Genomic DNA, 20,779 nt, shown 5'->3' on the forward strand with positions numbered 1-20,779 from the left:
ATTCTGGCCCGGTAAGCATCAGCGCTTGCCGGGCAAACCAGTCAGACAATCACGATTCACCGCACGTTTCAGGAACCATCGCTCATGACTCAGACTTTAAGTCAGCTTGAAAACCGCGACGCCTTTATTGAACGTCACATTGGCCCGGACGCTCAGCAGCAGCAAGAGATGCTGAAGACCGTCGGCGCGGATTCGCTTAACGCCCTGATTGGCCAGATTGTGCCGCAGGATATCCAGCTGGCGACCCCACCGCAGGTGGGCGACGCGACTACCGAATTCGCCGCGCTGGCGGAGCTGAAGGCGATCGCCGGTCGCAACAAGCGCTTCAAGTCTTACATCGGCATGGGCTACACCGCCGTGCAGCTGCCGCCGGTTATTCAGCGCAACATGCTGGAAAACCCGGGCTGGTATACCGCCTATACCCCTTACCAGCCGGAAGTCTCCCAGGGCCGTCTGGAATCGCTGCTCAACTTCCAGCAGGTGACGCTGGATCTGACCGGGTTGGATATCGCTTCCGCTTCGCTGCTCGATGAAGCCACCGCCGCCGCCGAAGCGATGGCGATGGCCAAACGCGTCAGTAAACTGAAGAACGCCAACCGTTTCTTCGTTGCCGCCGATGTCCATCCGCAAACCCTGGACGTGGTGCGCACCCGCGCGGAAACTTTCGGCTTCGACGTGATTGTCGATGACGCCGACAAAGTGCTCGATCACCAGGATGTCTTCGGCGTGCTGCTGCAGCAGGTGGGCACCACCGGTGAAATCCACGATTACAGCAAACTGATCGCCGAGCTGAAAGCGCGCAAAGTGATTGTCAGCGTCGCCGCTGACTTTATGGCGCTGGTGCTGCTGACGGCGCCGGGCAAGCAGGGCGCGGATATCGTCTTCGGTTCCGCCCAACGCTTCGGCGTGCCGATGGGCTACGGCGGCCCGCACGCGGCCTTCTTCGCGGCGAAAGATGAATTCAAACGCTCCATGCCGGGCCGGATTATCGGCGTATCGAAAGATGCGGCGGGGAATACCGCGCTGCGCATGGCGATGCAGACTCGCGAGCAGCATATCCGCCGCGAGAAAGCGAACTCCAACATTTGTACCTCGCAGGTTCTGCTGGCCAACATCGCCAGCCTGTACGCGGTATTCCACGGCCCGGCGGGCCTGAAACGTATCGCTGGCCGCATTCATCGCCTGACCGACATTCTGGCCGACGGCCTGCAGAAGAAAGGGCTGAAGCTGCGCCATGCGCACTACTTCGACACCCTTTGCGTCGAAGTGGCGGATAAAGCCGCGGTGCTGGCGCGTGCCGAAGCGCTGCAGATTAACCTGCGTAGCGATATTCACGGCGCGGTGGGCATTACGCTCGATGAAGCGACCACCCGCGAAGATGTGCTGAACCTGTTCCGCGCCATCGTCGGCGACGATCACGGTCTGGATATCGATACTCTGGATAAAGACGTGGCGCTGGATAGCCGTTCGATCCCGGCGGCGATGCTGCGCGACGATGCGATCCTCACCCATCCGGTGTTTAACCGCTACCATAGCGAAACCGAGATGATGCGCTACATGCACGCCCTGGAGCGTAAAGATCTGGCGCTGAACCAGGCGATGATCCCGTTGGGCTCCTGCACCATGAAACTGAACGCCGCGGCGGAGATGATCCCGATCACCTGGCCGGAATTTGCCGAGCTGCACCCGTTCTGCCCGGTCGAGCAGGCGGAAGGTTATCATCAGATGATCGCCCAGCTTTCTGACTGGCTGGTTAAACTGACCGGCTATGACGCCGTCTGTATGCAGCCGAACTCCGGCGCGCAGGGCGAGTATGCTGGCCTGCTGGCGATTCGCCACTATCACGAGAGCCGCAACGAAGGCCATCGCGATATCTGCCTGATCCCAAGCTCCGCGCACGGCACCAACCCGGCTTCCGCGCAGATGGCGGGTATGCAGGTAGTGGTGGTTGCCTGCGACAAAAACGGCAACATCGATCTTGCCGATCTGCGTGAAAAAGCAGAGCAGGCAGGGACGAATCTCTCCTGCATCATGGTCACCTATCCGTCGACCCACGGCGTGTATGAAGAGACCATCCGTGAAGTGTGCGAGATAGTGCATCAGTTCGGCGGCCAGGTTTACCTCGACGGCGCCAACATGAACGCCCAGGTCGGGATCACTTCTCCGGGCTTTATCGGCGCTGACGTTTCGCACCTCAACCTGCATAAAACCTTCTGCATTCCGCACGGCGGCGGCGGCCCGGGTATGGGCCCAATCGGTGTGAAAGCGCACCTGGCGCCGTTTGTACCGGGCCACAGCGTGGTACAGATTGAAGGCATGCTGACCCGTCAGGGGGCGGTCTCCGCCGCGCCGTTCGGCAGCGCTTCCATCCTGCCGATCAGCTGGATGTATATCCGCATGATGGGCGCGGAAGGGCTGAAACAGGCGAGCCAGAACGCGATCCTTAACGCCAACTATATCGCTACCCGCCTGAAAGATGCCTACCCGGTGCTCTATACCGGCCGCGACGGTCGCGTGGCGCACGAATGTATTCTCGATATTCGCCCGCTGAAAGAAGAGACTGGCATCAGTGAACTGGATATCGCCAAGCGTCTGATCGACTTTGGTTTCCATGCGCCGACCATGTCCTTCCCGGTTGCCGGGACGCTGATGGTTGAGCCGACGGAATCGGAAAGCAAGGTCGAGCTGGACCGCTTTATTGACGCGATGCTGGCGATCCGCGCGGAAATCGATCGCGTTAAAGCTGGTGAATGGCCGCTGGAAGATAACCCGCTGGTGAACGCGCCGCACACCCAGGGCGAGCTGGTTGGCGAGTGGAACCATCCGTACAGCCGCGAGCTGGCGGTATTCCCGGCAGGGTTGCACAACAAGTACTGGCCGACGGTAAAACGCCTGGACGATGTCTACGGCGACCGTAACCTGTTCTGCTCCTGCGTCCCGATGAGCGAATACCAGTAAGTGGCGAATTAGCTAAACTTTTAAAGGCGCTGCGGCGCCTTTATTTTTTGGAGGGAAGGTATGGCGATAGCTCTGATTAGCGGCGCGAGCCGCGGCATAGGCCGGGCGACGGCGCTGCTGCTGGCGCAGGAAGGGTATACCGTCGCGGTCAATTACCATCACAACATTAAAGCCGCCACCGAAGTGGTCAATACCATTGTTGAATCTGGCGGCAAAGCCACGGCGCTGCGGGCGGATATCAGCGATGAAGCGCAGGTGATGGCGATGTTTGAGGCGATTGACCATATTGGCGAACCGCTGACGGCGTTGGTCAACAATGCCGGGATCCTGTTTACCCAATGTACGGTGGAGAGCCTGAACGCCGAGCGTATTAACCGCGTGCTGGCCACCAACGTCACCGGTTATTTCCTTTGCTGCCGTGAGGCGGTCAAGCGTATGTCGCATCGGCATGGCGGCAAGGGTGGGGCGATAGTTAACGTGTCGTCGGCGGCGTCGCGCCTTGGCGCGCCGGGGGAGTACGTTGACTATGCCGCTTCAAAGGGAGCGGTAGATACCCTGACCACCGGGCTGGCGCTGGAGGTGGCGGCGCAGGGGATCCGGGTGAACGGCGTGCGTCCGGGGCTGATTTATACCGAAATGCACGCCTCCGGCGGCGAACCAGGACGCGTGGATCGAGTGAAGCATTCGCTGCCGATGCAGCGCGGCGGCCAGCCGGAAGAGGTCGCTCAGGCCATTGCCTGGCTGCTGAGCGACAAAGCGTCGTATGTGACGGGCAGTTTCCTTGAACTGGCGGGCGGGAAATAATCCGTAGATGTCTATTGCCCGGCGGCGCTGCGCTTGCCGGGGAAACCTTTCCGGATAGCGGCTACGCCTTATCCGGGCTACCCAACAACGCAAGCCGGGGAAACCGACGATCTACCAGGAGGCCAGCCACAGTCTCAGACGCATTCCCCAACTGCTGGTCCAGCCGGTGGTAACCGACTTCACCTCGCCTTGAGAAATGAACACCAGCGTTGGCGTCACCTGCACGTCCCACTGCCGCGCCAGCTGGCCGCTTGGATCATTCACCGTCGGCAGCGCCATTTTCTTCCTTGTCAGCCACTTCTCCAGCGCGGCGTTATCGCCGGAACGCAGGGCTACCGTTAGCACATTGCCGCCGTCGGCGGCGAGCGATGCCACCGACGGCGTGGTATAGCGACAAACCCCGCACCAGGTCGCCCAGACGTACAGCAGTAGCGGCTTTTGCTGGCTCATGGCGTTCAGATCCAGCGTCCTGCCGTCGAGGGTTTGTAGCGGCGTGGCGCTGACGTTTTGCGGCAACGCGGGCTGGCGGAAGTAATCTACCGCCAGGCTAACCGCCGCGCCAATCAGCAGCCACACCGCCAGCTCGCGCAGCCAGCGCCTGATTTTACTGGCCACGGGCTTTCGCCAGCTGTTCTTTCACCAGCCCGTCCAGCTCATCAGCAGGGATCGCGCCGGCCACCATCTGATCGCCGATGATGGTTGCCGGGGTGCCCTGAATATTCAGCACCTGCGACAAAATTAGGTTCATCTTCAGCGAGTCCATGGTCTTGTCATCGACACTGACGCTATCGGTGGCGGTTTTCTTCTGCGCCGCGGCGATACTGGCGTCATCGTGATAGCCCTTTTTCGCCATCAGCCGCTGATGCAGCGCCCAGAACTTATCGGGCTGTTGACGCCAGGTGGAGAGCGCGGCTTTAGCGGCATTCACCGAACTCTGCCCTTTAAACGGCAGCAGCTTAATGATGAGCTGAATGTCCGGATTATCGTGGACGATTTTTTCCAGCATCGGATCAAACTGTTTGCAGTAAGGGCAGTTGTAATCGGTAAATGAGACGATCGTGAGCTTTGGTTCTTTCGCGCCGGTGCGCGGGCTGTTCGGATCGTTAAACAGCAGTTGGGCTAACTGGTCATTACCGTTTGCTTGCGGTTCTTCCGCCGGGGCGGCGAAGCTGAAGGCCGATACGCACAGCAGCAATAAGGCGGTGATAGCTCTCATGTTATTTTCCTTTAGCGGCGGACAGGGTGGCGAGAAGGTGTTCGCGGTCTAACAGCGCAGGCAGGATCTGTCCCTGCGGCAATCCCGGTCCGTAAATCTGGTTAAACGGCACCGCGGCGCTGCCGCGAGCGGTTAAAAACTGACTAATCGTGGCGGAGGGGCGGCTCCAGTCGCCGCGTAAGGCGACTACGTCTGGCGCTAACAGCGCCCGCTGGACGTCATCGCGCAGCAGCACTTTGTATTTATTGGCTTTACAGGTCACGCACCAGTCGGCGGTGACATCAATAAATACCCGTTTATGCTCCGCAAGGGCGTTAGCGATAGCCTGCTCGCTGAGCGGCTGCCAGTTAACCCGGTCGCGGCGCGGGCCCTGGCCGTCCTGTTGGGCGACAAAGGCGACGGCGCCCGCCACCACGATGGCCAGGGCGCTCGCGCGCAGCGCCGTACGCCAGCGGTAGCGCCAGGCGGTGGCCAATAGCAGGCCGATGGCCAGAATCACCAGCAGGGTAAGCACCGGCGTGCGGCCGATGTGGATCGTCAGCAGGCTGACCAGCCATAGTGCTGAACCAAGCATCATTAGCCCCAACACCACGCGCAGATGATTCATCCAGCGGCCTGGACGTGGAAGTCGTTGCGCCAGCCCCGGCCAGGCGACAATAAGCAGCCACGGCAGGCTCATGCCGATCCCCATGGCGAAGAAAATCCCCCACAGCAGCGGCAACGGCGCCACCAGCGCCACCGACACGGCGGTACCGAGGAACGGCGCGGTACAGGGCGTCGCCAGCAGGGTGGCGAAGGCGCCCTGCCAAAAATGGCCCATCAAGCCGTTGCCGCCGCGGGTGGCGAGGAAGGTACTGGCGCTGGAGGAGAGACGGATTTCGAACAGCCCCAACAAACTGGCACTGAACAGCACCATCACCAGCGCCATCGCGCCGATAAACCACGGGTTCTGGAACTGGATCCCCCAGCCGAGCGCCTGATTACCTAAACGCAATAGCGTCATCATCAAAGCCAGCGCCAGGAAGGAGACGACGATCCCGCACACCGAGGCAAGGAACTGTCGCCGCACCGCGCCGCGTTCGCGACGTTCGGTTTGCACCAGCGAGCCGAGCTTCATCGCCAGCACCGGCAGCACGCAGGGCATGACGTTGAGAATGAGCCCGCCGGTCAGCGCCATCAGCAGCACCCAGCCTAAGGCCAGCCCCGGCGCCGCACTGCCGGCGGCAATGGCAATATGGCTTTCCTGCGCCTGGCCGCTATCGGCCAGCACCAGCGACAGCGTTTCACCGCTCAGGTCCGGCGCCGCCTCGCCCCAGCTGTCGGTGACCGGTAAGGTGGCGGTCAACGTATCGCCGCGGCTGGTAAAGCTCGGCTTGCCGAAATCGACATCCTCCATGCTGTCGATAAACAGCGCTGGCTGCTGCCAGCCGGCATCGCGGCGGGCGGTCACCGTCAGTTTGCCGCTGACGTAGCTGGCGCTAAGCGCCGAGGTGAGACCGTCGCGCAGCGGCAGCGTGCCCATCGCGCGGGTGAAATCGTAATTAAATTGCTCTCCCGCCGGAGCCGTCATATCCAGCGAAAAGGGGTAGTCAGTGAGAATGCAGACATTGCTGCAGGTAGAGAGCGTCAGGACGCCGCTAAGCGTCGGCGGTATTTTCCCGCGCAGGGTTATCGGGAAGCTGACGTCGCCGTGATACCCCTGAGTGGAAATACCCGCGACGTCGAAGCGTTGCGGCGTCGGCCAGCGCCAGTTCACCTCCAGCGGCGTGCGCCAGGCGATAGCCGGCGCGATGCCGCCTTCGCCCGGCGAACGCCAGTAGGTTTTCCAGCCTTTTTCCAGCGCCACGTCTAAAAGCAGGCGGGTGTCGCCATTGCTCTCGGTTTGCGCCCGCAGGCGCACGCTGGCGTGTTGATTGTCGGCGATGCGCAGCCAGCCGCTATCGGCGGCCTGGCTGACGGGCAGCCATAGCCAAAGCAGGCAGACCAGCAGTCGCCTGAATACCATAAACATAAATTTTCTCCGTAAGTAATAAATTAACCTGAGCTGTCAGGAGAATTAATCACTCACGGAAGACGCATAATCGCAGATGCACCCGCAATCGGGGTGAGGAGATAACGCGGGGAGGCCACTGGCGTTCGATACGCAGCGGGATCGCCGCCAGCACCGCCAGCAGCAGAGTGATAGCCAACAGCGCCCCTTCAAACAGCATCGGCGGAACGGCCATCAGCGACTTGGCGCTGAGCTCGCACGGCGTGACCGGCGCCTCGGCCTTATCCTGGTTTTGCTGTAGCGACGGGCTGTCGGCGGTGAGGTTCATGACCAGCGCGTGCATCCCGGCCATCCGCTGGGCGGTGCAGGTCAGCACCACCAGACAGGCCAGGAGGACAAAAAGAATGGCTTTGCGTTGTCGCTTAATCATGATCGCCTCAAATATTCACGCGGCCTATCTTATCGGGCGAACGCGTTTTGGCAATGGTAAAGCTGTAAAGAAGTGTCTGGCGGATAAGTGATTTGCCCCCTCCCGGCCGGGAGAGGGCGGTCAGTTACAGATTCTCGCCGTTGCTGGCGATGACTTCTTTGTACCAGTTAAAGCTCTTCTTGCGCGAGCGGGACATATCGCCGGTGCCGTCGTCGTGTTTATTGACGTAGATGAAGCCGTAGCGTTTGCTGTACTGTCCGGTGGTGAAGGAGACGCAGTCGATGCAGCCCCATGGGGTATAGCCCATCAGATCGACGCCGTCATAAGTCACCGCTTTAATCATCTCTTCGACGTGAGCGCGCAGATAATCGATGCGGTAGTCATCGTTGATGCTGCCGTCGGCTTCGACTTTGTCGTAGGCGCCAAAGCCGTTTTCCACGATAAACAGCGGCTTCTGGTAGCGCTCATACAGTTCGCACAGGGCGTAGCGCAGGCCAACCGGGTCAATCTGCCAGCCCCAGTCGGAGGCTTTCACGTGCGGGTTCGGCACGCTGCCTTCGAAGCCGGAAATGGCGTCGCCGGTACCGCCTTCGGCTTTCACCGCGTTGGTCATGTAGTAGCTGAAGCCGAGATAGGCGCAGGTGCCTTCGCGCAGGATCTGCGCATCGCCGTCTTCCATTTTGATGTTGAAGCCACGGCGTTCCCATTCATTCAACACATAGCTCGGGTAGTAACCGCGCAACTGGACATCGGTAAAGACGTAGCGTTCGCGCATCGACTCCTGGGCGAACATGACATCTTCCGGTTTGCAGGAATAAGGGTAGAGGGCGACCATCGCCAGCATGCAGCCGACCTGCATATCCGGGTTGATACGACGGGCCGCTTTCACCGCCAGCGCGCTGGCGACAAACTGGTGATGCAGCACCTGGTACATGGTCTCTTCCGGATTTTCATGCTCGGTATAGACCACGCCGGAACAGCAGTAGCCGAACAGCGGCGCGCGCCAGTTGCGCTGGTTATTGATCTCGTTAAAGGTCATCCAGTATTTCACTTTGTGCTTATAGCGCTCGAAGACCACTTCGGCGAAGCGCACAAAGAAATTGACCACTTTGCGGTTGGTCCAGCCGCCGTACTGCTGTACCAGATGCAGCGGCATTTCAAAGTGGGAAAGGGTGATCACCGGTTCGATGTTGTACTTCAGCAGTTCATCGAACATGTCATCGTAGAATTGCAGCCCTTCTTCATTCGGCTGAGTTTCGTCGCCCTGCGGGAAGATGCGGGTCCAGGCAATAGAGGTGCGGAAGCACTTGAAGCCCATCTCGGCGAACAGCTTGATGTCTTCTTTGTAGTGGCCGTAGAAATCGACCGCTTCATGATTAGGGTAATATTTACCCGCTTCGACCTGGTGGGTGATTTCGCGCGGTACGCCGTGCGCCCCGCCGGTTAAAACGTCGCAGATGCTCGGGCCTTTGCCGCCTTTATTCCAGCCGCCTTCAACCTGATGCGCGGCGACCGCGCCGCCCCATAAAAAGTCTTTTGGAAGAGTCAATTTTTTCATCTTTGCTAATCTCTCTGAATCACTATTGCGATTGAGTCTAGCAAAGCGAAATTGAATGTCACGATATAACAAATCCCGCCAAACGTAATATGTTACATCGAAAAAACAGGCTGTTATTTTTAGCTGATTTTGCGCGCTAATTTACGTCCCAGCGATTCAAGGATATAGATCACCGGAATTTGCGTCGTAATATCGTAGACGCCGCCAATACGCGTCTGCGGCACGTGCCACGAGAGATTGAAATCAGCCAGTTTCGCCAGCCGCGAATGCTCGTGGCTGGTAATCGACATCACCTTGCAGCGGTGCAGGCTGAACTGGCTGGCGAAGCGCAGGATCTCTTCGGTTTCGCCGGAGACGGAAAGCACGATCGCCAGCGCGTTACGGGCCATATCATTGGTTACCGGGAAATAGGGGTCGTCAATATGGTTGCTGAATTTACCGACGTTGGAAAAGAAGCGTGCGCCATATTTCGCCAGCGCGCCGGAGGTGCCGGCACCGACGAAAATAATACGTTCGGAGGCGAGAATAATATCGACCGCCTGTTCGAGTAACGCATCGAACTCGTCATTATTGACGCTTTTAAAAAAGCTCATTATTTCGCTGGCGCCGATATTTGCCTGTTGAGGCTCATTCTGCTCAAGATATAATTTAAAGCGTACGCGAAATTCAGAGTAGCCCTCGCACTGCAGTTTGCGGCAGAAGCGCAACACGGTGGTGGTGGAGACCCCGGCGGCTTCGGCCAGTTCGCGGATGGTCATGTACATCACTTTGTCACGATTCTTAATGACGTAGTGGTAGACCATCATCTCAAGATTATTGAGACTGGCGACAGCGGCGTGGGAGAACATACTCACAGTGGCGAACTCACAATTCATAATGACCAGGACGGAATTATATCATGCAGGCCAATGACATTACCTTTTTTCAGCGCTTTCAGGACGACATCCTCGCCGGGCGCAAAACGATTACCATCCGCGATGCGGCGGAATCGCATTTTAAACCGGGTGACGTCCTGCGCGTTGGGCGCTATGAAGATGACGGCTATTTTTGCACCATCGCCGTGACCGCCACCTCGACGGTGACGCTCGATACGCTAACTGAACAGCATGCCCGGCAGGAGAATATGACCCTCGAACAACTGCGGCAGGTGATTAGGGAAATCTATCCTACGGAAGAACGGTTTTATGTTATTGAATTCAAACGCCTTTAAATAAAAGCAGCACAGCTGTTAGTTGAAATAATATTGTAACATTATGATTTTAATGTATTTACAAATATACATCGTTTTATTTTAGCTAACAGGTGTTCACTGGAATCATTCTCAGTTACCCTAAGTGGGCAATGAAAGCGTTCTTGTTTTCACGGAGTCAAATATGGTGCGCAAACCATTAATCACTCAGGGATATTCTCTGGCAGAGGAAGTTGCCAACAGTATCAGTCACGGGATCGGGCTGGTGTTCGGTATTGTCGGCCTCGTGTTGCTGCTGGTGCAGGCGGTAGACACGAACGCCAGCGCAACGGCGATCACCAGCTACAGCCTGTACGGCGGCAGCATGATTATGCTGTTCCTCGCCTCCACGCTCTATCACGCTATCCCGCATCAGCGGGCGAAACAGTGGCTGAAAAAGTTCGACCACTGCGCTATCTACCTGTTGATTGCCGGGACCTACACGCCGTTCTTGCTGGTGGGGTTGAATTCACCGCTGGCGAAGGGGCTGATGATCGTCATCTGGAGCCTGGCGCTGCTGGGGATCCTGTTTAAGCTGACCATCGCGCACCGCTTTAAAATTCTGTCGCTGGTGACTTATCTGACCATGGGCTGGCTGTCGCTTATCGTGGTCTATCAGCTGGCAGTGAAGCTGGCGGTGGGCGGCGTAACGCTGCTGGCGGTCGGCGGGGTGGTGTACTCGCTTGGGGTCATCTTCTACGTCTGCAAACGCATTCCCTATAACCACGCTATCTGGCACGGCTTCGTGCTCGGCGGAAGCGTGTGTCACTTCCTGGCGATCTATCTTTACATCGGTCAACACTGACAAAAAGCCCCAACAGGGGCTTTTGGGTGACTCGTTCTGACTACTTCCACGGTGGCGCTACGCTTACCGTGGCTACGATACTCTGCGACCTGGAAATCCCACGGTGGCGCTGACATTCTGCGGCCTGGTAGCCTGGCTAAGGCGCAAGCGCCGCAAGCCGGGAATCATGACGCCTTACTACTCTTCTTCCAGCGAATAGGGCAACGGTTCGATGCGCAGGCTGCCGGCATCGTCGCGCACGCGGAACACGCTGTCCGGCTCCATATCGTTATTCATCACCACCTGCACCAGCAGACGGCCATCATCCAGCTGAACCGCCGCCAGCACCGTCCCGGTGCGGCGCCAGTTGTCGCCCATTTTCAGCTCCAGATCTTCCCCGGCTTCCGGCACCCGGCTGGCGGTCCCTGACAGCGTCCACAGCGCGCGCTTATTGGCGCCGCGGAATTTCGCCCGCGCGACCATTTCCTGGCCGGTGTAGCAGCCTTTCCTGAAGCTGATACCGCCCAGCGCCTGCAGGTTGGTCGCCTGCGGAATGAACTGCGCGCTGTTGGCGCTGTCGATAACCGGCAGACCGGCTTCAATATTCAGCGCCAGCCACTGCTGGCTGTTGTTGAGCTGTGCTTCGCCGCGCAGCGCGTCGGTAACACGGTTAGCGGTGTCGACATCAGTCACCAGCAGGAAGCGTTCGCCCGGATGGTCAAACCACAGCAGGCTGGTGGCGCCTTCGCTGACCACCGGGGTGGCCGCGTCGGGCAGGGCGGCGAACAACGGCGCCAGCGCGGCGCGCGCCTGGAAGCCGGCCACCCCCAGCAGGACCAGATCGTCGTTGGCGGCGATGGTGACTTTAGAGAAGACGGCATATTTTTTCAGTTCGGTCAGCTGCACGTCGCGCAGGCTGCGGCGCTCGATCCATGCGAAGCCGCCGTCGCGGCGGAACACGCGCAGGTTGCTCCACATCTTGCCTTTGGCGTCACAGTGGGCGGCAAGCAGATGCTGAGCATCGGTGAGACTGCTCACATCGGCGGTAATCTGGCCCTGCAGATATTTTTCGCTATCCGGCCCGCTAATCGTCGCCAGCGCCCAGTCATCCAGGGTCATCAGCGTTAACGGCAGACGAGCGGAAGAGGAAGGCTGACGCGGAGGAAAAGGTGTAAAAGCCATAGTCATATCCTGAATCGCTTAACGCAGTGTGTGTGACCAATGGTAAAAGAGCTATAGTGCATTGCAAGTGCTTTCAACAGGCCATTTGTGCGCTGGCGTGAGACAGCCGCCTGACGCAGGGAATCAATAAGCCCATCATTATTTTATGGTTTTTATGGAATGATGCTCGCATTCAGCGATATTCCTGTAAAGTTACGGCATAAAACGGGTTAAACTAACCTATATTTTGCTGCTGGAAGGTCAACATGGACATTAACAATAAAGCACGTATCCACTGGGCATGCCGCCGCGGGATGCGCGAACTCGACATCTCCATCATGCCGTTCTTTGAGTATGAGTACGATACGCTCAGCGATACTGACAAACAGCTGTTCATTCGCCTGCTGGAAAATGACGATCCGGATCTGTTCAACTGGCTGATGAACCACGGCAAACCGGCCGATGCGGAGCTGCAGCGGATGGTAACCTTAATTCAGACACGGAATCGGGAACGTGGTCCTGTGGCAATCTGATCTCCGTATCTCCTGGCGCGCGCAGTGGTTTTCCCTGCTGCTCCACGGCGTTGTGGCGGCGCTGGTGCTGCTGGTCCCCTGGCCGCTGAGCTACACCCCGATCTGGCTGCTGCTGTTGTCGCTGGTGGTGTTTGACTGCGTGCGCAGCCAGCGGCGGATCCATGCCCGTCGCGGAGAGATAAAACTGCTCACCGATTCCCGTCTTCGCTGGCAAAACGCCGAATGGGAGATCCTCGGGACCCCGTGGGTCATCAATAGCGGTATGCTGCTGCGGTTACGCCATGTCGATACCCGGCGCGGGCAGCATTTGTGGCTGGCGGCGGATAGCATGGATGCCGGAGAATGGCGAGATTTGCGCCGGCTGGTGCTGCAAAAACCGGCGCAGGAGTAAGCGGCGTCAGGAGAAGTGTTCGGCCATTTCGCCGAGGATCTGCTCGCACCAGCTCTGGATGCGCTCGTCGCTCAGGTCGTACTGATTGGTTTCATCCAGCGCCAGGCCAACGAACAGTTGGCCATCGGCGATAACCGGTTTTGGACTGGTGAACTCATAGCCTTCGGTTGGCCAGTAGCCGACAAATTTCACGCCTTTGGTCGCCAGCTTGTCGTGCAGCATGCCCAGTGCGTCAAGGAACCATTCACCATAGCCCAGCTGATCGCCCATGCCGTACAGCGCGACGATTTTGCCTTCCAGGTCCAGGGTATCCAGTTGCTCCCAGACCGCCTCCCAGTCTTCCTGAATTTCGCCGAAATCCCAGGTCGGGATGCCGAGGATCAGTACGTCGTACTGGCTCATCAGCGCGGGGGAATCGTCTTTCAGATTGTGCAGCGTCACCAGCTCGGGGCCGATGATATCGCGGATTTTCTCCGCAGCCATTTCGGTGTAGCAGGTACTGGAGCCGTAAAAAAGACCTATATTCATCGCGTAAACGTCTCAATTCTTGCCGTGAATTGCGCCCAGTGTACCAGAAAGGCGGCCTCTTAAGGCATAATGAGACCGTATAACGAACAAAGAGGCCGATGTGAAACAGGATCTGGCACAAATCGAACAGTTTCTCGATGCCCTTTGGCTGGAGCGGAATCTGGCGGAGAATACGCTCAGCGCCTACCGTCGCGATCTGACGATGTTAGTCGAGTGGCTGCACCATCGCGGCCTGTCGCTGGTAAGCGTCGGCAGCGACGATCTGCAGGCGCTGCTGGCCGAGCGGCAGTCCGGCGGCTACAAAGCCACCAGCACCGCGCGGTTGCTCAGCGCCGTGCGCCGGTTCTTCCAGCATCTGTATCGGGAGAAAATTCGCCCGGACGATCCCAGCGCGCTGCTGGCTTCGCCGAAGCTGCCGCAGCGGTTGCCGAAAGATCTCAGCGAGGCGCAGGTTGAACGCTTGCTGCAGGCGCCGCTGGTGGAGCAACCGCTGGAATTACGCGATAAGGCGATGCTGGAGGTACTGTATGCCACCGGCCTGCGCGTCTCGGAGCTGGTTGGCCTGACGATGAGCGATATCAGCCTGCGTCAGGGCGTGTTGCGGGTCATTGGTAAAGGCAACAAAGAACGGCTGGTGCCGCTGGGCGAAGAGGCGGTAATGTGGGTGGAAAATTACCTCGAATACGGTCGCCCGTGGCTGCTGAACGGCGTGGCGTCGGATGTATTATTTCCCAGCCAGCGCGCGCAGCAGATGACGCGCCAGACCTTTTGGCACCGCATTAAACACTATGCCGTCCTGGCGGGGATCGACAGCGCGAAGCTCTCCCCGCACGTATTACGCCATGCCTTCGCCACGCATTTGCTCAATCACGGCGCCGACCTGCGCGTGGTGCAGATGCTGTTAGGACACAGCGATCTCTCCACCACGCAGATCTACACCCACGTGGCGACCGAGCGTCTGCGACAACTTCATCAACAGCACCACCCGCGGGCGTGAGTGCTGAACAAAAGGACTGAGTATGAAAAAAGGTTTATTGATGTTCACTCTGCTGGCGGCCTCGCTTTCCGGCGCGGCGCATGCCGATAGCGCGGCGATCAAACAGTCGCTGGCGAAGCTGGGTGTGCAGAGTACCGATATCCAACCGTCGCCGGTTTCCGGGATGAGCACGGTGTTGACCGACAGCGGCGTCCTGTACGTCACTGACGATGGCAAACACATCATCCAGGGGCCGATGTACGATGTGAGCGGCGCGCAGCCGGTCAACGTCACCAACCAGTTGCTGGTCGGTAAGCTGAACGCGCTGAGCAACGAGATGATTGTCTATAAAGCGCCGAAGGAGCAGCACGTCATTACCGTCTTTACCGATATCACCTGCGGCTACTGCCATAAACTGCACGAGCAGATGAGCGACTACAACGCGCTGGGCATTACCGTGCGCTATCTGGCCTTCCCGCGCCAGGGGCTGCAAAGCCAGGCCGAGCAGGACATGAAAGCCATCTGGTGCGCGAAAGATCGCAACAAAGCGCTGGATGACGCTATGAACGGCAAAGGCGTACAGCCGGCAAGCTGCAGCGTGGATATCGCCAAACATTACACACTCGGCGTGCAGATGGGCGTCAACGGTACCCCGGCGATGGTCCTCAGCAACGGTATGGTGTTGCCGGGCTATCAGGGGCCGAAAGCGCTGAAAGCGTTCCTCGACGAGCATAAAAAACAGACAAGCGGTAACTGATTCGCGTGAAACAACAGATACAACTACGCCGCCGTGAGGCGGTTGACGGCGTCGATCTCCCCGCCGACCTGCCGCCGCTGCTGCAGCGGCTGTACGCCAGCCGCGGGGTGCGCAGTGCGCAGGAGCTGGAGCGCAGCGTCAAAGGCATGCTGCCGTGGACGCAGCTCACCGGTGTTGAAAAAGCGGTTGAGATGCTGCACGACGCTTTCGAGAATGGGTTGCACATTGTCGTGGTCGGCGATTTTGACGCCGACGGCGCCACCAGCACCGCGCTCAGCGTGCTCGCCTTACGTGCGCTGGGCTACGGCAACGTCTCCTATCTGGTGCCGAACCGTTTTGAAGACGGCTACGGCTTAAGCCCGGAAGTGGTCGATCAGGCGCACGCCCGTGGCGCGCAGATGATCATGACCGTCGACAACGGCATTTCGTCACATGCCGGCGTCGACCATGCCCATGCGCTGGGCATTCCGGTGCTGGTGACCGATCACCATCTTCCGGGCGAGACGCTACCGGCGGCCGAGGCCATCGTTAACCCTAACCTGCGCGAGTGTGATTTCCCCTCGAAATCACTGGCCGGGGTCGGGGTGGCGTTCTATCTGATGCTGGCGCTGCGTACCTTCCTGCGCGATAAAGGCTGGTTCGACGCCCGCGGTATCGCCGCGCCAAACCTGGCTGAGCTACTGGATCTGGTGGCGCTTGGCACCGTCGCGGACGTCGTGCCGCTGGATGCCAATAACCGCATTCTGACCTGGCAGGGATTAAGCCGTATTCGCGCCGGTAAATGTCGCCCAGGCATTAAAGCGCTGCTGGAAATTTCCAACCGCGATCCGCAAAAACTGGCCGCCAGCGACCTCGGTTTCGCCCTCGGGCCGCGCCTGAACGCGGCGGGGCGGCTGGACGATATGTCCGTCGGCGTGGCGCTGCTGCTGTGCGATAACATCGGCGAAGCGCGCGTGTTAGCCAACGAGCTCGATGCGCTTAATCAGACGCGCAAAGAGATTGAGCAGGGAATGCAGGCCGAGGCGTTGACCTTGTGTCAGCAACTGGAGCGCAGCAGCGACACCCTGCCCGGCGGGCTGGCGATGTATCATCCGCAGTGGCATCAGGGGGTAGTCGGCATTCTCGCCTCGCGGATTAAGGAGCGCTTCCATCGCCCGGTTATCGCTTTTGCGCCTACCGGCGACGGCACGCTCAAAGGCTCCGGACGCTCCATTCAGGGGCTGCACATGCGCGATGCGCTGGAGCGCCTGGATACGCTCTATCCGGGGCTGATCCTGAAGTTCGGTGGCCACGCGATGGCGGCGGGCTTATCGCTGGAAGAGGCGCGCTTTGAGGAGTTTCAGCAGCGCTTCGGCGAGCTGGTGACCGAATGGCTGGATCCGGCATTATTGCAGGGCGAGGTGGTCTCCGACGGCCCGCTGGCAGCGGCGGAGATGAGCATGGAAGTGGCGCAGATGCTGCGCGATGCCGGACCATGGGGGCAGATGTTCCCGGAACCGCTGTTTGATGGCCGTTTTCGCCTGCTGCAGCAGCGGCTGGTAGGCGAGCGTCACCTGAAAGTGATGGTCGAACCGGTTGGCGGCGGCCCGCTGCTGGACGGTATTGCTTTCAACGTTGATACTTCCATTTGGCCGGACAACGGCGTGCGCGAAGTGCAGTTAGCCTACAAGCTCGACATCAACGAGTTCCGCGGCAACCGCAGCCTGCAGCTGATCATCGATCACCTCTGGCCAAATTGACAACAGTGTATGAATAAGGGCGCGAATCCGGTAGAATTCCGCTCTTATCACCGCATTTTGACAAATCCATTAAAAGAAACCGACCATGTTTGAAATAAATCCGGTAAAAAACCGCATTCAGGACCTCACGGAGCGCTCCGACGTTCTTAGGGGGTATCTTTGACTACGATGCCAAGAAAGAGCGTCTCGAAGAAGTAAACGCCGAGCTGGAACAGCCGGACGTCTGGAACGAACCGGAACGCGCCCAGGCGCTGGGTAAAGAGCGTTCTTCCCTGGAAGCCATCGTGGATACCCTGGATCAGATGTCCCAGGGGCTGGAAGACGTGGCTGGTCTGCTGGAGCTGGCGGTTGAAGCCGAAGACGAAGAGACCTTCAACGAAGCGGTTGCTGAGCTGGACGGGCTGGAAGAGAAGCTGGCGCAGCTTGAGTTCCGCCGCATGTTCTCCGGCGAATACGACAGCGCCGATTGCTACCTCGACATTCAGGCCGGTTCTGGCGGCACCGAAGCCCAGGACTGGGCCAGCATGCTGACGCGCATGTACCTGCGCTGGGCGGAAGCACGCGGCTTTAAGACCGAAATCATCGAAGAATCCGAAGGTGAAGTCGCGGGCATTAAATCCGTGACCATCAAAATCATTGGCGATTACGCCTATGGCTGGCTGCGTACGGAAACCGGTGTTCACCGCCTGGTGCGTAAAAGCCCGTTCGATTCCGGCGGCCGTCGTCATACCTCCTTTAGCTCGGCGTTCGTTTATCCGGAAGTGGATGACGATATTGATATCGAAATCAACCCGGCGGATCTGCGCATTGACGTTTATCGCGCATCCGGCGCGGGCGGTCAGCACGTTAACCGTACGGAATCCGCGGTGCGTATCACCCACATTCCGACCGGCTTAGTGACGCAGTGCCAGAACGACCGTTCACAGCACAAGAACAAAGACCAGGCCATGAAGCAGATGAAAGCGAAGCTTTATGAGCTGGAAATGCAGAAGAAAAATGCCGAGAAGCAGGCGATGGAAGACAACAAGTCCGACATCGGCTGGGGCAGCCAGATCCGCTCTTACGTGCTGGACGACTCGCGTATTAAAGATCTGCGTACCGGGGTGGAAACCCGCAACACTCAGGCGGTGCTCGACGGCAGCCTGGACCAATTTATCGAAGCAAGTTTGAAAGCAGGGTTATGAGGAACCAACATGTCTGAACAACAAGCACAGGGCGCTGACGCGGCAATTGACCTTAATAATGAACTGAAAACCCGCCGTGAGAAGCTGGCTGCGCTGCGTGAGCAGGGCGTCGCTTTCCCGAACGATTTCCGTCGTGACCATACCTCTGACCAACTGCACGCTGACTTCGATGCGAAAGAAAACGAAGAGCTGGAAGCGCTGAACGTTGAAGTGGCCGTTGCTGGCCGCATGATGACCCGTCGTATCATGGGTAAAGCGTCTTTCGTTACCCTGCAGGACGTTGGCGGCCGCATTCAGCTGTACGTCGCGCGTGATGACCTGGCGGAAGGCGTTTATAACGACCAGTTCAAAAAATGGGATCTCGGCGACATCATCGCCGCCCGCGGTAAGCTGTTCAAGACTAAAACCGGCGAGCTGTCTATTCACTGTACCGAGCTGCGTCTGCTGACCAAAGCCCTGCGCCCGCTGCCGGACAAATTCCACGGCCTGCAGGATCAGGAAGCGCGCTATCGTCAGCGTTACCTCGATCTGATCTCCAACGATGAATCCCGCAATACTTTCAAAGTGCGTTCGCAGATCCTGGCGGGTATCCGTCAGTTCATGGTTGGCCGCGGCTTTATGGAAGTGGAAACCCCGATGATGCAGGTGATCCCGGGCGGCGCTTCCGCGCGTCCGTTCATCACCCATCACAATGCGCTGGATCTGGACATGTATCTGCGTATCGCGCCGGAACTGTACCTCAAGCGTCTGGTGGTTGGCGGCTTCGAACGCGTCTTCGAGATCAACCGTAACTTCCGTAACGAAGGGATTTCCGTTCGTCATAACCCAGAGTTCACCATGATGGAACTCTATATGGCGTACGCGGATTACAAAGATCTGATCGAGCTGACCGAATCCCTGTTCCGCACCCTGGCGCAGGATATCCTCGGTAACACCGCCGTGCCTTACGGTGACCAGGTGTTCGACTTCGGCAAGCCGTTCGAAAAACTGACCATGCGTGAAGCGATCAAGAAATACCGTCCGGAAACCGAGATGGCGGATCTGGATAACTTCGATTCCGCGAAAGCGATCGCTGAGTCCATCGGCATTAAAGTTGAGAAGAGCTGGGGTCTGGGCCGTATCGTGACCGAGATCTTCGAAGAAGTGGCGGAAGCGCATCTGATTCAGCCGACCTTCATCACCGAATATCCGGCAGAAGTTTCTCCGCTGGCGCGCCGTAACGATGAGAACCCGGAAATCACCGACCGCTTTGAATTCTTCATCGGCGGTCGTGAGATCGGTAACGGCTTTAGCGAGCTGAACGACGCCGAAGACCAGGCGCAGCGCTTCCAGGATCAGGTTGATGCGAAAGCTGCTGGCGACGACGAAGCGATGTTCTACGACGAAGACTACGTCACCGCGCTGGAACACGGCCTGCCGCCGACCGCTGGTCTGGGTATCGGTATCGACCGTATGGTCATGCTGTTCACCAACAGCCACACCATCCGCGACGTGATCCTGTTCCCGGCGATGCGTCCGCAGAAATAATCGCGTCTCGCGAAAGACAAAAAACCCGGCTTGCCGGGTTTTTTTATGTCTGATGTGAGGTCCGAAGCCTGGCGTAGCCCGGCTCAGCGCAGCGCAAGCCGGGGGATCCCGGATAGCGGCGTAAACGCCTTATCCGGGCTACGTAACGGCGCAGAACCGTAGGCCTGTGCATGCGTAGCGCCGCCAGGCAATGATGACAGGTAGGGGGGCAGCTGCGAGAATAGTCAGCTTACGCGCGCAGATGCGCAACGAAATCGATCAGCGCCTGGCGGGCGTCCTGGTTTTCGGCTTCCAGCACCATCCACGGGCTAAACGCCCACGGCGTAGCGGCCAGCGCGCTTAACATGGTTGGCAGGTCAACCCACTGATAGTCCATGACTTCATCATCGTTAGGCTGCACTTCGCTCACTACGCGCGCGGCATACACCGGGCATACTTCGTTCTCAACGATACCGTTCGGGGCGACCGCCCGGTAGCGGAAGGCCGGGTGAATCGGCGCGATATCGGCGATCTCCACGCCGAGCTCGAAACGACAGCGGCGTGTGACGGCCTGCTCGAAGGTCTCGCCCTGCTGGGGGTGTCCGCAGACTGAGTTGGTCCACACACCGGGCCAGGCTTTTTTGCCCAGCGAACGACGGGTGACCAGAAACTGACCCTGCTGATTAAACAACCAGCAGGAAAACGCGAGATGCAAAGGGGTATCAAGCGTGTGGGCGGCATACTTCTCCAGCATACCGGCAGGTTGATCCTGCTCATCCAGTAAAATGACGTGTTCCCCGGCCATGACGACTCCTGAAAATAAAAAATGACCCGGCACAAACCCGCCGGGTCATGTACTCAGGCCACTAGGGTAGCCCATAAATGGGAGAAAGGCATTACCAAAACAAGCCCTGGAGGCTGGGCTCACGACGCGTGGTACGGGCGTGAATCTTTCCGTCGCTGGCCGCATGCGATGCCTGAGGGGCATCTGTTAGCCATCAGGGATGACGCCTTGCGCCGCGGACTGGTATGATAA

20 protein-coding genes are annotated in these 20,779 nt (G+C 58.7%); 11 read left to right on the forward strand and 9 right to left on the reverse strand.

Going from position 1 to position 20,779, the window contains the following annotated elements; genetic code table 11:
- Positions 1 to 84 precede the first annotated feature (84 nt).
- Both gcvP and CWM61_RS11800 read left to right on the forward strand, forming a co-directional pair.
- Positions 85 to 2,958, forward strand: coding sequence for an aminomethyl-transferring glycine dehydrogenase (gcvP, locus tag CWM61_RS11795; protein ID WP_100631273.1), 2,874 nt, complete (start codon positions 85 to 87; stop codon positions 2,956 to 2,958).
- Between the two features lie 60 nt (positions 2,959 to 3,018).
- Positions 3,019 to 3,762: an SDR family oxidoreductase gene (locus CWM61_RS11800; protein ID WP_100631274.1), complete on the forward strand. Its 744-nt coding sequence runs from the start codon at positions 3,019 to 3,021 to the stop codon at positions 3,760 to 3,762.
- A gap of 111 nt (positions 3,763 to 3,873) precedes the next feature.
- Here CWM61_RS11800 and CWM61_RS11805 read toward each other — a convergent pair whose 3' ends face one another.
- The 6 genes from CWM61_RS11805 to CWM61_RS11830 form a co-directional block, all read right to left on the reverse strand.
- Positions 3,874 to 4,377 (reverse strand): protein disulfide oxidoreductase, encoded by a 504-nt coding sequence (locus tag CWM61_RS11805; protein WP_100631275.1) that lies wholly within the window; start codon positions 4,375 to 4,377, stop codon positions 3,874 to 3,876.
- A complete protein-coding gene (locus CWM61_RS11810; RefSeq protein WP_100631276.1) occupies positions 4,367 to 4,978 on the reverse strand; it encodes a DsbA family protein in 612 nt (203 codons plus the stop codon). Before CWM61_RS11810 ends, CWM61_RS11805 begins: the two co-directional genes overlap by 11 nt.
- Before the next feature lies 1 nt (position 4,979).
- Positions 4,980 to 6,989, reverse strand: coding sequence for a protein-disulfide reductase DsbD family protein (locus CWM61_RS11815; RefSeq protein ID WP_100631277.1), 2,010 nt, complete (start codon positions 6,987 to 6,989; stop codon positions 4,980 to 4,982).
- Between the two features lie 49 nt (positions 6,990 to 7,038).
- Positions 7,039 to 7,398, reverse strand: coding sequence for a copper resistance protein (locus CWM61_RS11820; RefSeq protein WP_074387611.1), 360 nt, complete (start codon positions 7,396 to 7,398; stop codon positions 7,039 to 7,041).
- Positions 7,399 to 7,522: 124 nt separating this feature from the next.
- Entirely contained in the window at positions 7,523 to 8,956 is a 1,434-nt protein-coding gene (bglA, locus tag CWM61_RS11825) for a 6-phospho-beta-glucosidase BglA (protein ID WP_074387612.1), read from the reverse strand.
- Positions 8,957 to 9,075: 119 nt separating this feature from the next.
- Positions 9,076 to 9,804, reverse strand: a complete 729-nt coding sequence (locus CWM61_RS11830) for a MurR/RpiR family transcriptional regulator (protein ID WP_061156320.1) — start codon at positions 9,802 to 9,804, stop codon at positions 9,076 to 9,078.
- 50 nt (positions 9,805 to 9,854) lie between these two features.
- On the opposite strand from CWM61_RS11830, the gene yqfB reads away from it, so the two are divergent.
- Together yqfB and trhA are read left to right on the forward strand one after the other, a co-directional pair.
- Positions 9,855 to 10,166 carry a N(4)-acetylcytidine aminohydrolase gene (gene yqfB / locus CWM61_RS11835; RefSeq protein ID WP_074387613.1) on the forward strand — a complete coding sequence of 104 codons (312 nt, stop codon included), beginning with the start codon at positions 9,855 to 9,857 and terminating at the stop codon, positions 10,164 to 10,166.
- 163 nt (positions 10,167 to 10,329) lie between these two features.
- A complete protein-coding gene (trhA, locus tag CWM61_RS11840) occupies positions 10,330 to 10,989 on the forward strand; it encodes a PAQR family membrane homeostasis protein TrhA (protein WP_061153356.1) in 660 nt (219 codons plus the stop codon).
- 177 nt (positions 10,990 to 11,166) lie between these two features.
- Here the strand turns inward: trhA and ygfZ are convergent, their stop codons facing one another.
- Positions 11,167 to 12,150: a tRNA-modifying protein YgfZ gene (ygfZ, locus tag CWM61_RS11845; protein ID WP_100631278.1), complete on the reverse strand. Its 984-nt coding sequence runs from the start codon at positions 12,148 to 12,150 to the stop codon at positions 11,167 to 11,169.
- Positions 12,151 to 12,395: 245 nt separating this feature from the next.
- Here ygfZ and sdhE point away from each other — a divergent pair, with 245 nt between their 5' ends.
- A complete protein-coding gene (sdhE, locus tag CWM61_RS11850) occupies positions 12,396 to 12,662 on the forward strand; it encodes an FAD assembly factor SdhE (RefSeq protein WP_043520925.1) in 267 nt (88 codons plus the stop codon).
- Positions 12,643 to 13,053 (forward strand): protein YgfX, encoded by a 411-nt coding sequence (locus tag CWM61_RS11855; RefSeq protein WP_002916310.1) that lies wholly within the window; start codon positions 12,643 to 12,645, stop codon positions 13,051 to 13,053. Before sdhE ends, CWM61_RS11855 begins: the two co-directional genes overlap by 20 nt.
- A gap of 6 nt (positions 13,054 to 13,059) precedes the next feature.
- Here CWM61_RS11855 and fldB read toward each other — a convergent pair whose 3' ends face one another.
- Positions 13,060 to 13,581 carry a flavodoxin FldB gene (gene fldB / locus CWM61_RS11860; protein WP_008806427.1) on the reverse strand — a complete coding sequence of 174 codons (522 nt, stop codon included), beginning with the start codon at positions 13,579 to 13,581 and terminating at the stop codon, positions 13,060 to 13,062.
- 100 nt (positions 13,582 to 13,681) lie between these two features.
- Here fldB and xerD point away from each other — a divergent pair, with 100 nt between their 5' ends.
- The 5 genes from xerD (at position 13,682) to lysS (ending at position 19,764) form a co-directional block, all read left to right on the forward strand.
- Positions 13,682 to 14,578, forward strand: a complete 897-nt coding sequence (gene xerD / locus CWM61_RS11865) for a site-specific tyrosine recombinase XerD (RefSeq protein ID WP_043876074.1) — start codon at positions 13,682 to 13,684, stop codon at positions 14,576 to 14,578.
- A 22-nt stretch (positions 14,579 to 14,600) separates the two neighbouring features.
- Complete coding sequence (dsbC, locus tag CWM61_RS11870; RefSeq protein ID WP_074387615.1) at positions 14,601 to 15,314, forward strand: bifunctional protein-disulfide isomerase/oxidoreductase DsbC; 714 nt, start codon at positions 14,601 to 14,603, stop codon at positions 15,312 to 15,314.
- Between the two features lie 5 nt (positions 15,315 to 15,319).
- Complete coding sequence (recJ, locus tag CWM61_RS11875; protein ID WP_074387616.1) at positions 15,320 to 17,053, forward strand: single-stranded-DNA-specific exonuclease RecJ; 1,734 nt, start codon at positions 15,320 to 15,322, stop codon at positions 17,051 to 17,053.
- A gap of 85 nt (positions 17,054 to 17,138) precedes the next feature.
- A protein-coding gene (gene prfB, locus CWM61_RS11880; protein WP_100631279.1) for a peptide chain release factor 2 occupies positions 17,139 to 18,237 on the forward strand; the annotation gives its coding sequence in 2 pieces (ribosomal slippage) (positions 17,139 to 17,213 and positions 17,215 to 18,237; 1,098 coding nt in all).
- 9 nt (positions 18,238 to 18,246) lie between these two features.
- Positions 18,247 to 19,764, forward strand: coding sequence for a lysine--tRNA ligase (gene lysS, locus CWM61_RS11885; RefSeq protein WP_061153360.1), 1,518 nt, complete (start codon positions 18,247 to 18,249; stop codon positions 19,762 to 19,764).
- 229 nt (positions 19,765 to 19,993) lie between these two features.
- On the opposite strand, the gene idi is transcribed toward lysS, so the two are convergent.
- The gene (gene idi / locus CWM61_RS11890; RefSeq protein WP_061153361.1) at positions 19,994 to 20,548 is read right to left on the reverse strand and encodes an isopentenyl-diphosphate Delta-isomerase; all 555 of its coding nucleotides are present in this window, start codon (positions 20,546 to 20,548) and stop codon (positions 19,994 to 19,996) included.
- Positions 20,549 to 20,779: the final 231 nt, after the last annotated feature.

Origin of the sequence: Klebsiella sp. K-Nf6 (genome assembly GCF_002806655.1) — a bacterium.
Taxonomy (GTDB): Bacteria; Pseudomonadota; Gammaproteobacteria; order Enterobacterales; family Enterobacteriaceae; genus Klebsiella; species Klebsiella variicola.

Bases quoted from the DNA above. Each gene is read 5' to 3' on its own strand.
- dsbC (WP_074387615.1), top strand. From the start codon at position 14,601: ATGAAAAAAGGTTTATTGATGTTCACTCTGCTGGCGGCCTCGCTTTCC.
- CWM61_RS11815 (WP_100631277.1), bottom strand. From the start codon at position 6,989: ATGTTTATGGTATTCAGGCGACTGCTGGTCTGCCTGCTTTGGCTATGG.
- trhA (WP_061153356.1), top strand. From the start codon at position 10,330: ATGGTGCGCAAACCATTAATCACTCAGGGATATTCTCTGGCAGAGGAA.
- lysS (WP_061153360.1), top strand. From the start codon at position 18,247: ATGTCTGAACAACAAGCACAGGGCGCTGACGCGGCAATTGACCTTAAT.
- CWM61_RS11830 (WP_061156320.1), bottom strand. From the start codon at position 9,804: ATGTTCTCCCACGCCGCTGTCGCCAGTCTCAATAATCTTGAGATGATG.
- fldB (WP_008806427.1), bottom strand. From the start codon at position 13,581: ATGAATATAGGTCTTTTTTACGGCTCCAGTACCTGCTACACCGAAATG.
- sdhE (WP_043520925.1), top strand. From the start codon at position 12,396: ATGGACATTAACAATAAAGCACGTATCCACTGGGCATGCCGCCGCGGG.
- yqfB (WP_074387613.1), top strand. From the start codon at position 9,855: ATGCAGGCCAATGACATTACCTTTTTTCAGCGCTTTCAGGACGACATC.
- ygfZ (WP_100631278.1), bottom strand. From the start codon at position 12,150: ATGGCTTTTACACCTTTTCCTCCGCGTCAGCCTTCCTCTTCCGCTCGT.
- idi (WP_061153361.1), bottom strand. From the start codon at position 20,548: ATGGCCGGGGAACACGTCATTTTACTGGATGAGCAGGATCAACCTGCC.
- CWM61_RS11820 (WP_074387611.1), bottom strand. From the start codon at position 7,398: ATGATTAAGCGACAACGCAAAGCCATTCTTTTTGTCCTCCTGGCCTGT.
- CWM61_RS11810 (WP_100631276.1), bottom strand. From the start codon at position 4,978: ATGAGAGCTATCACCGCCTTATTGCTGCTGTGCGTATCGGCCTTCAGC.
- gcvP (WP_100631273.1), top strand. From the start codon at position 85: ATGACTCAGACTTTAAGTCAGCTTGAAAACCGCGACGCCTTTATTGAA.
- bglA (WP_074387612.1), bottom strand. From the start codon at position 8,956: ATGAAAAAATTGACTCTTCCAAAAGACTTTTTATGGGGCGGCGCGGTC.
- CWM61_RS11800 (WP_100631274.1), top strand. From the start codon at position 3,019: ATGGCGATAGCTCTGATTAGCGGCGCGAGCCGCGGCATAGGCCGGGCG.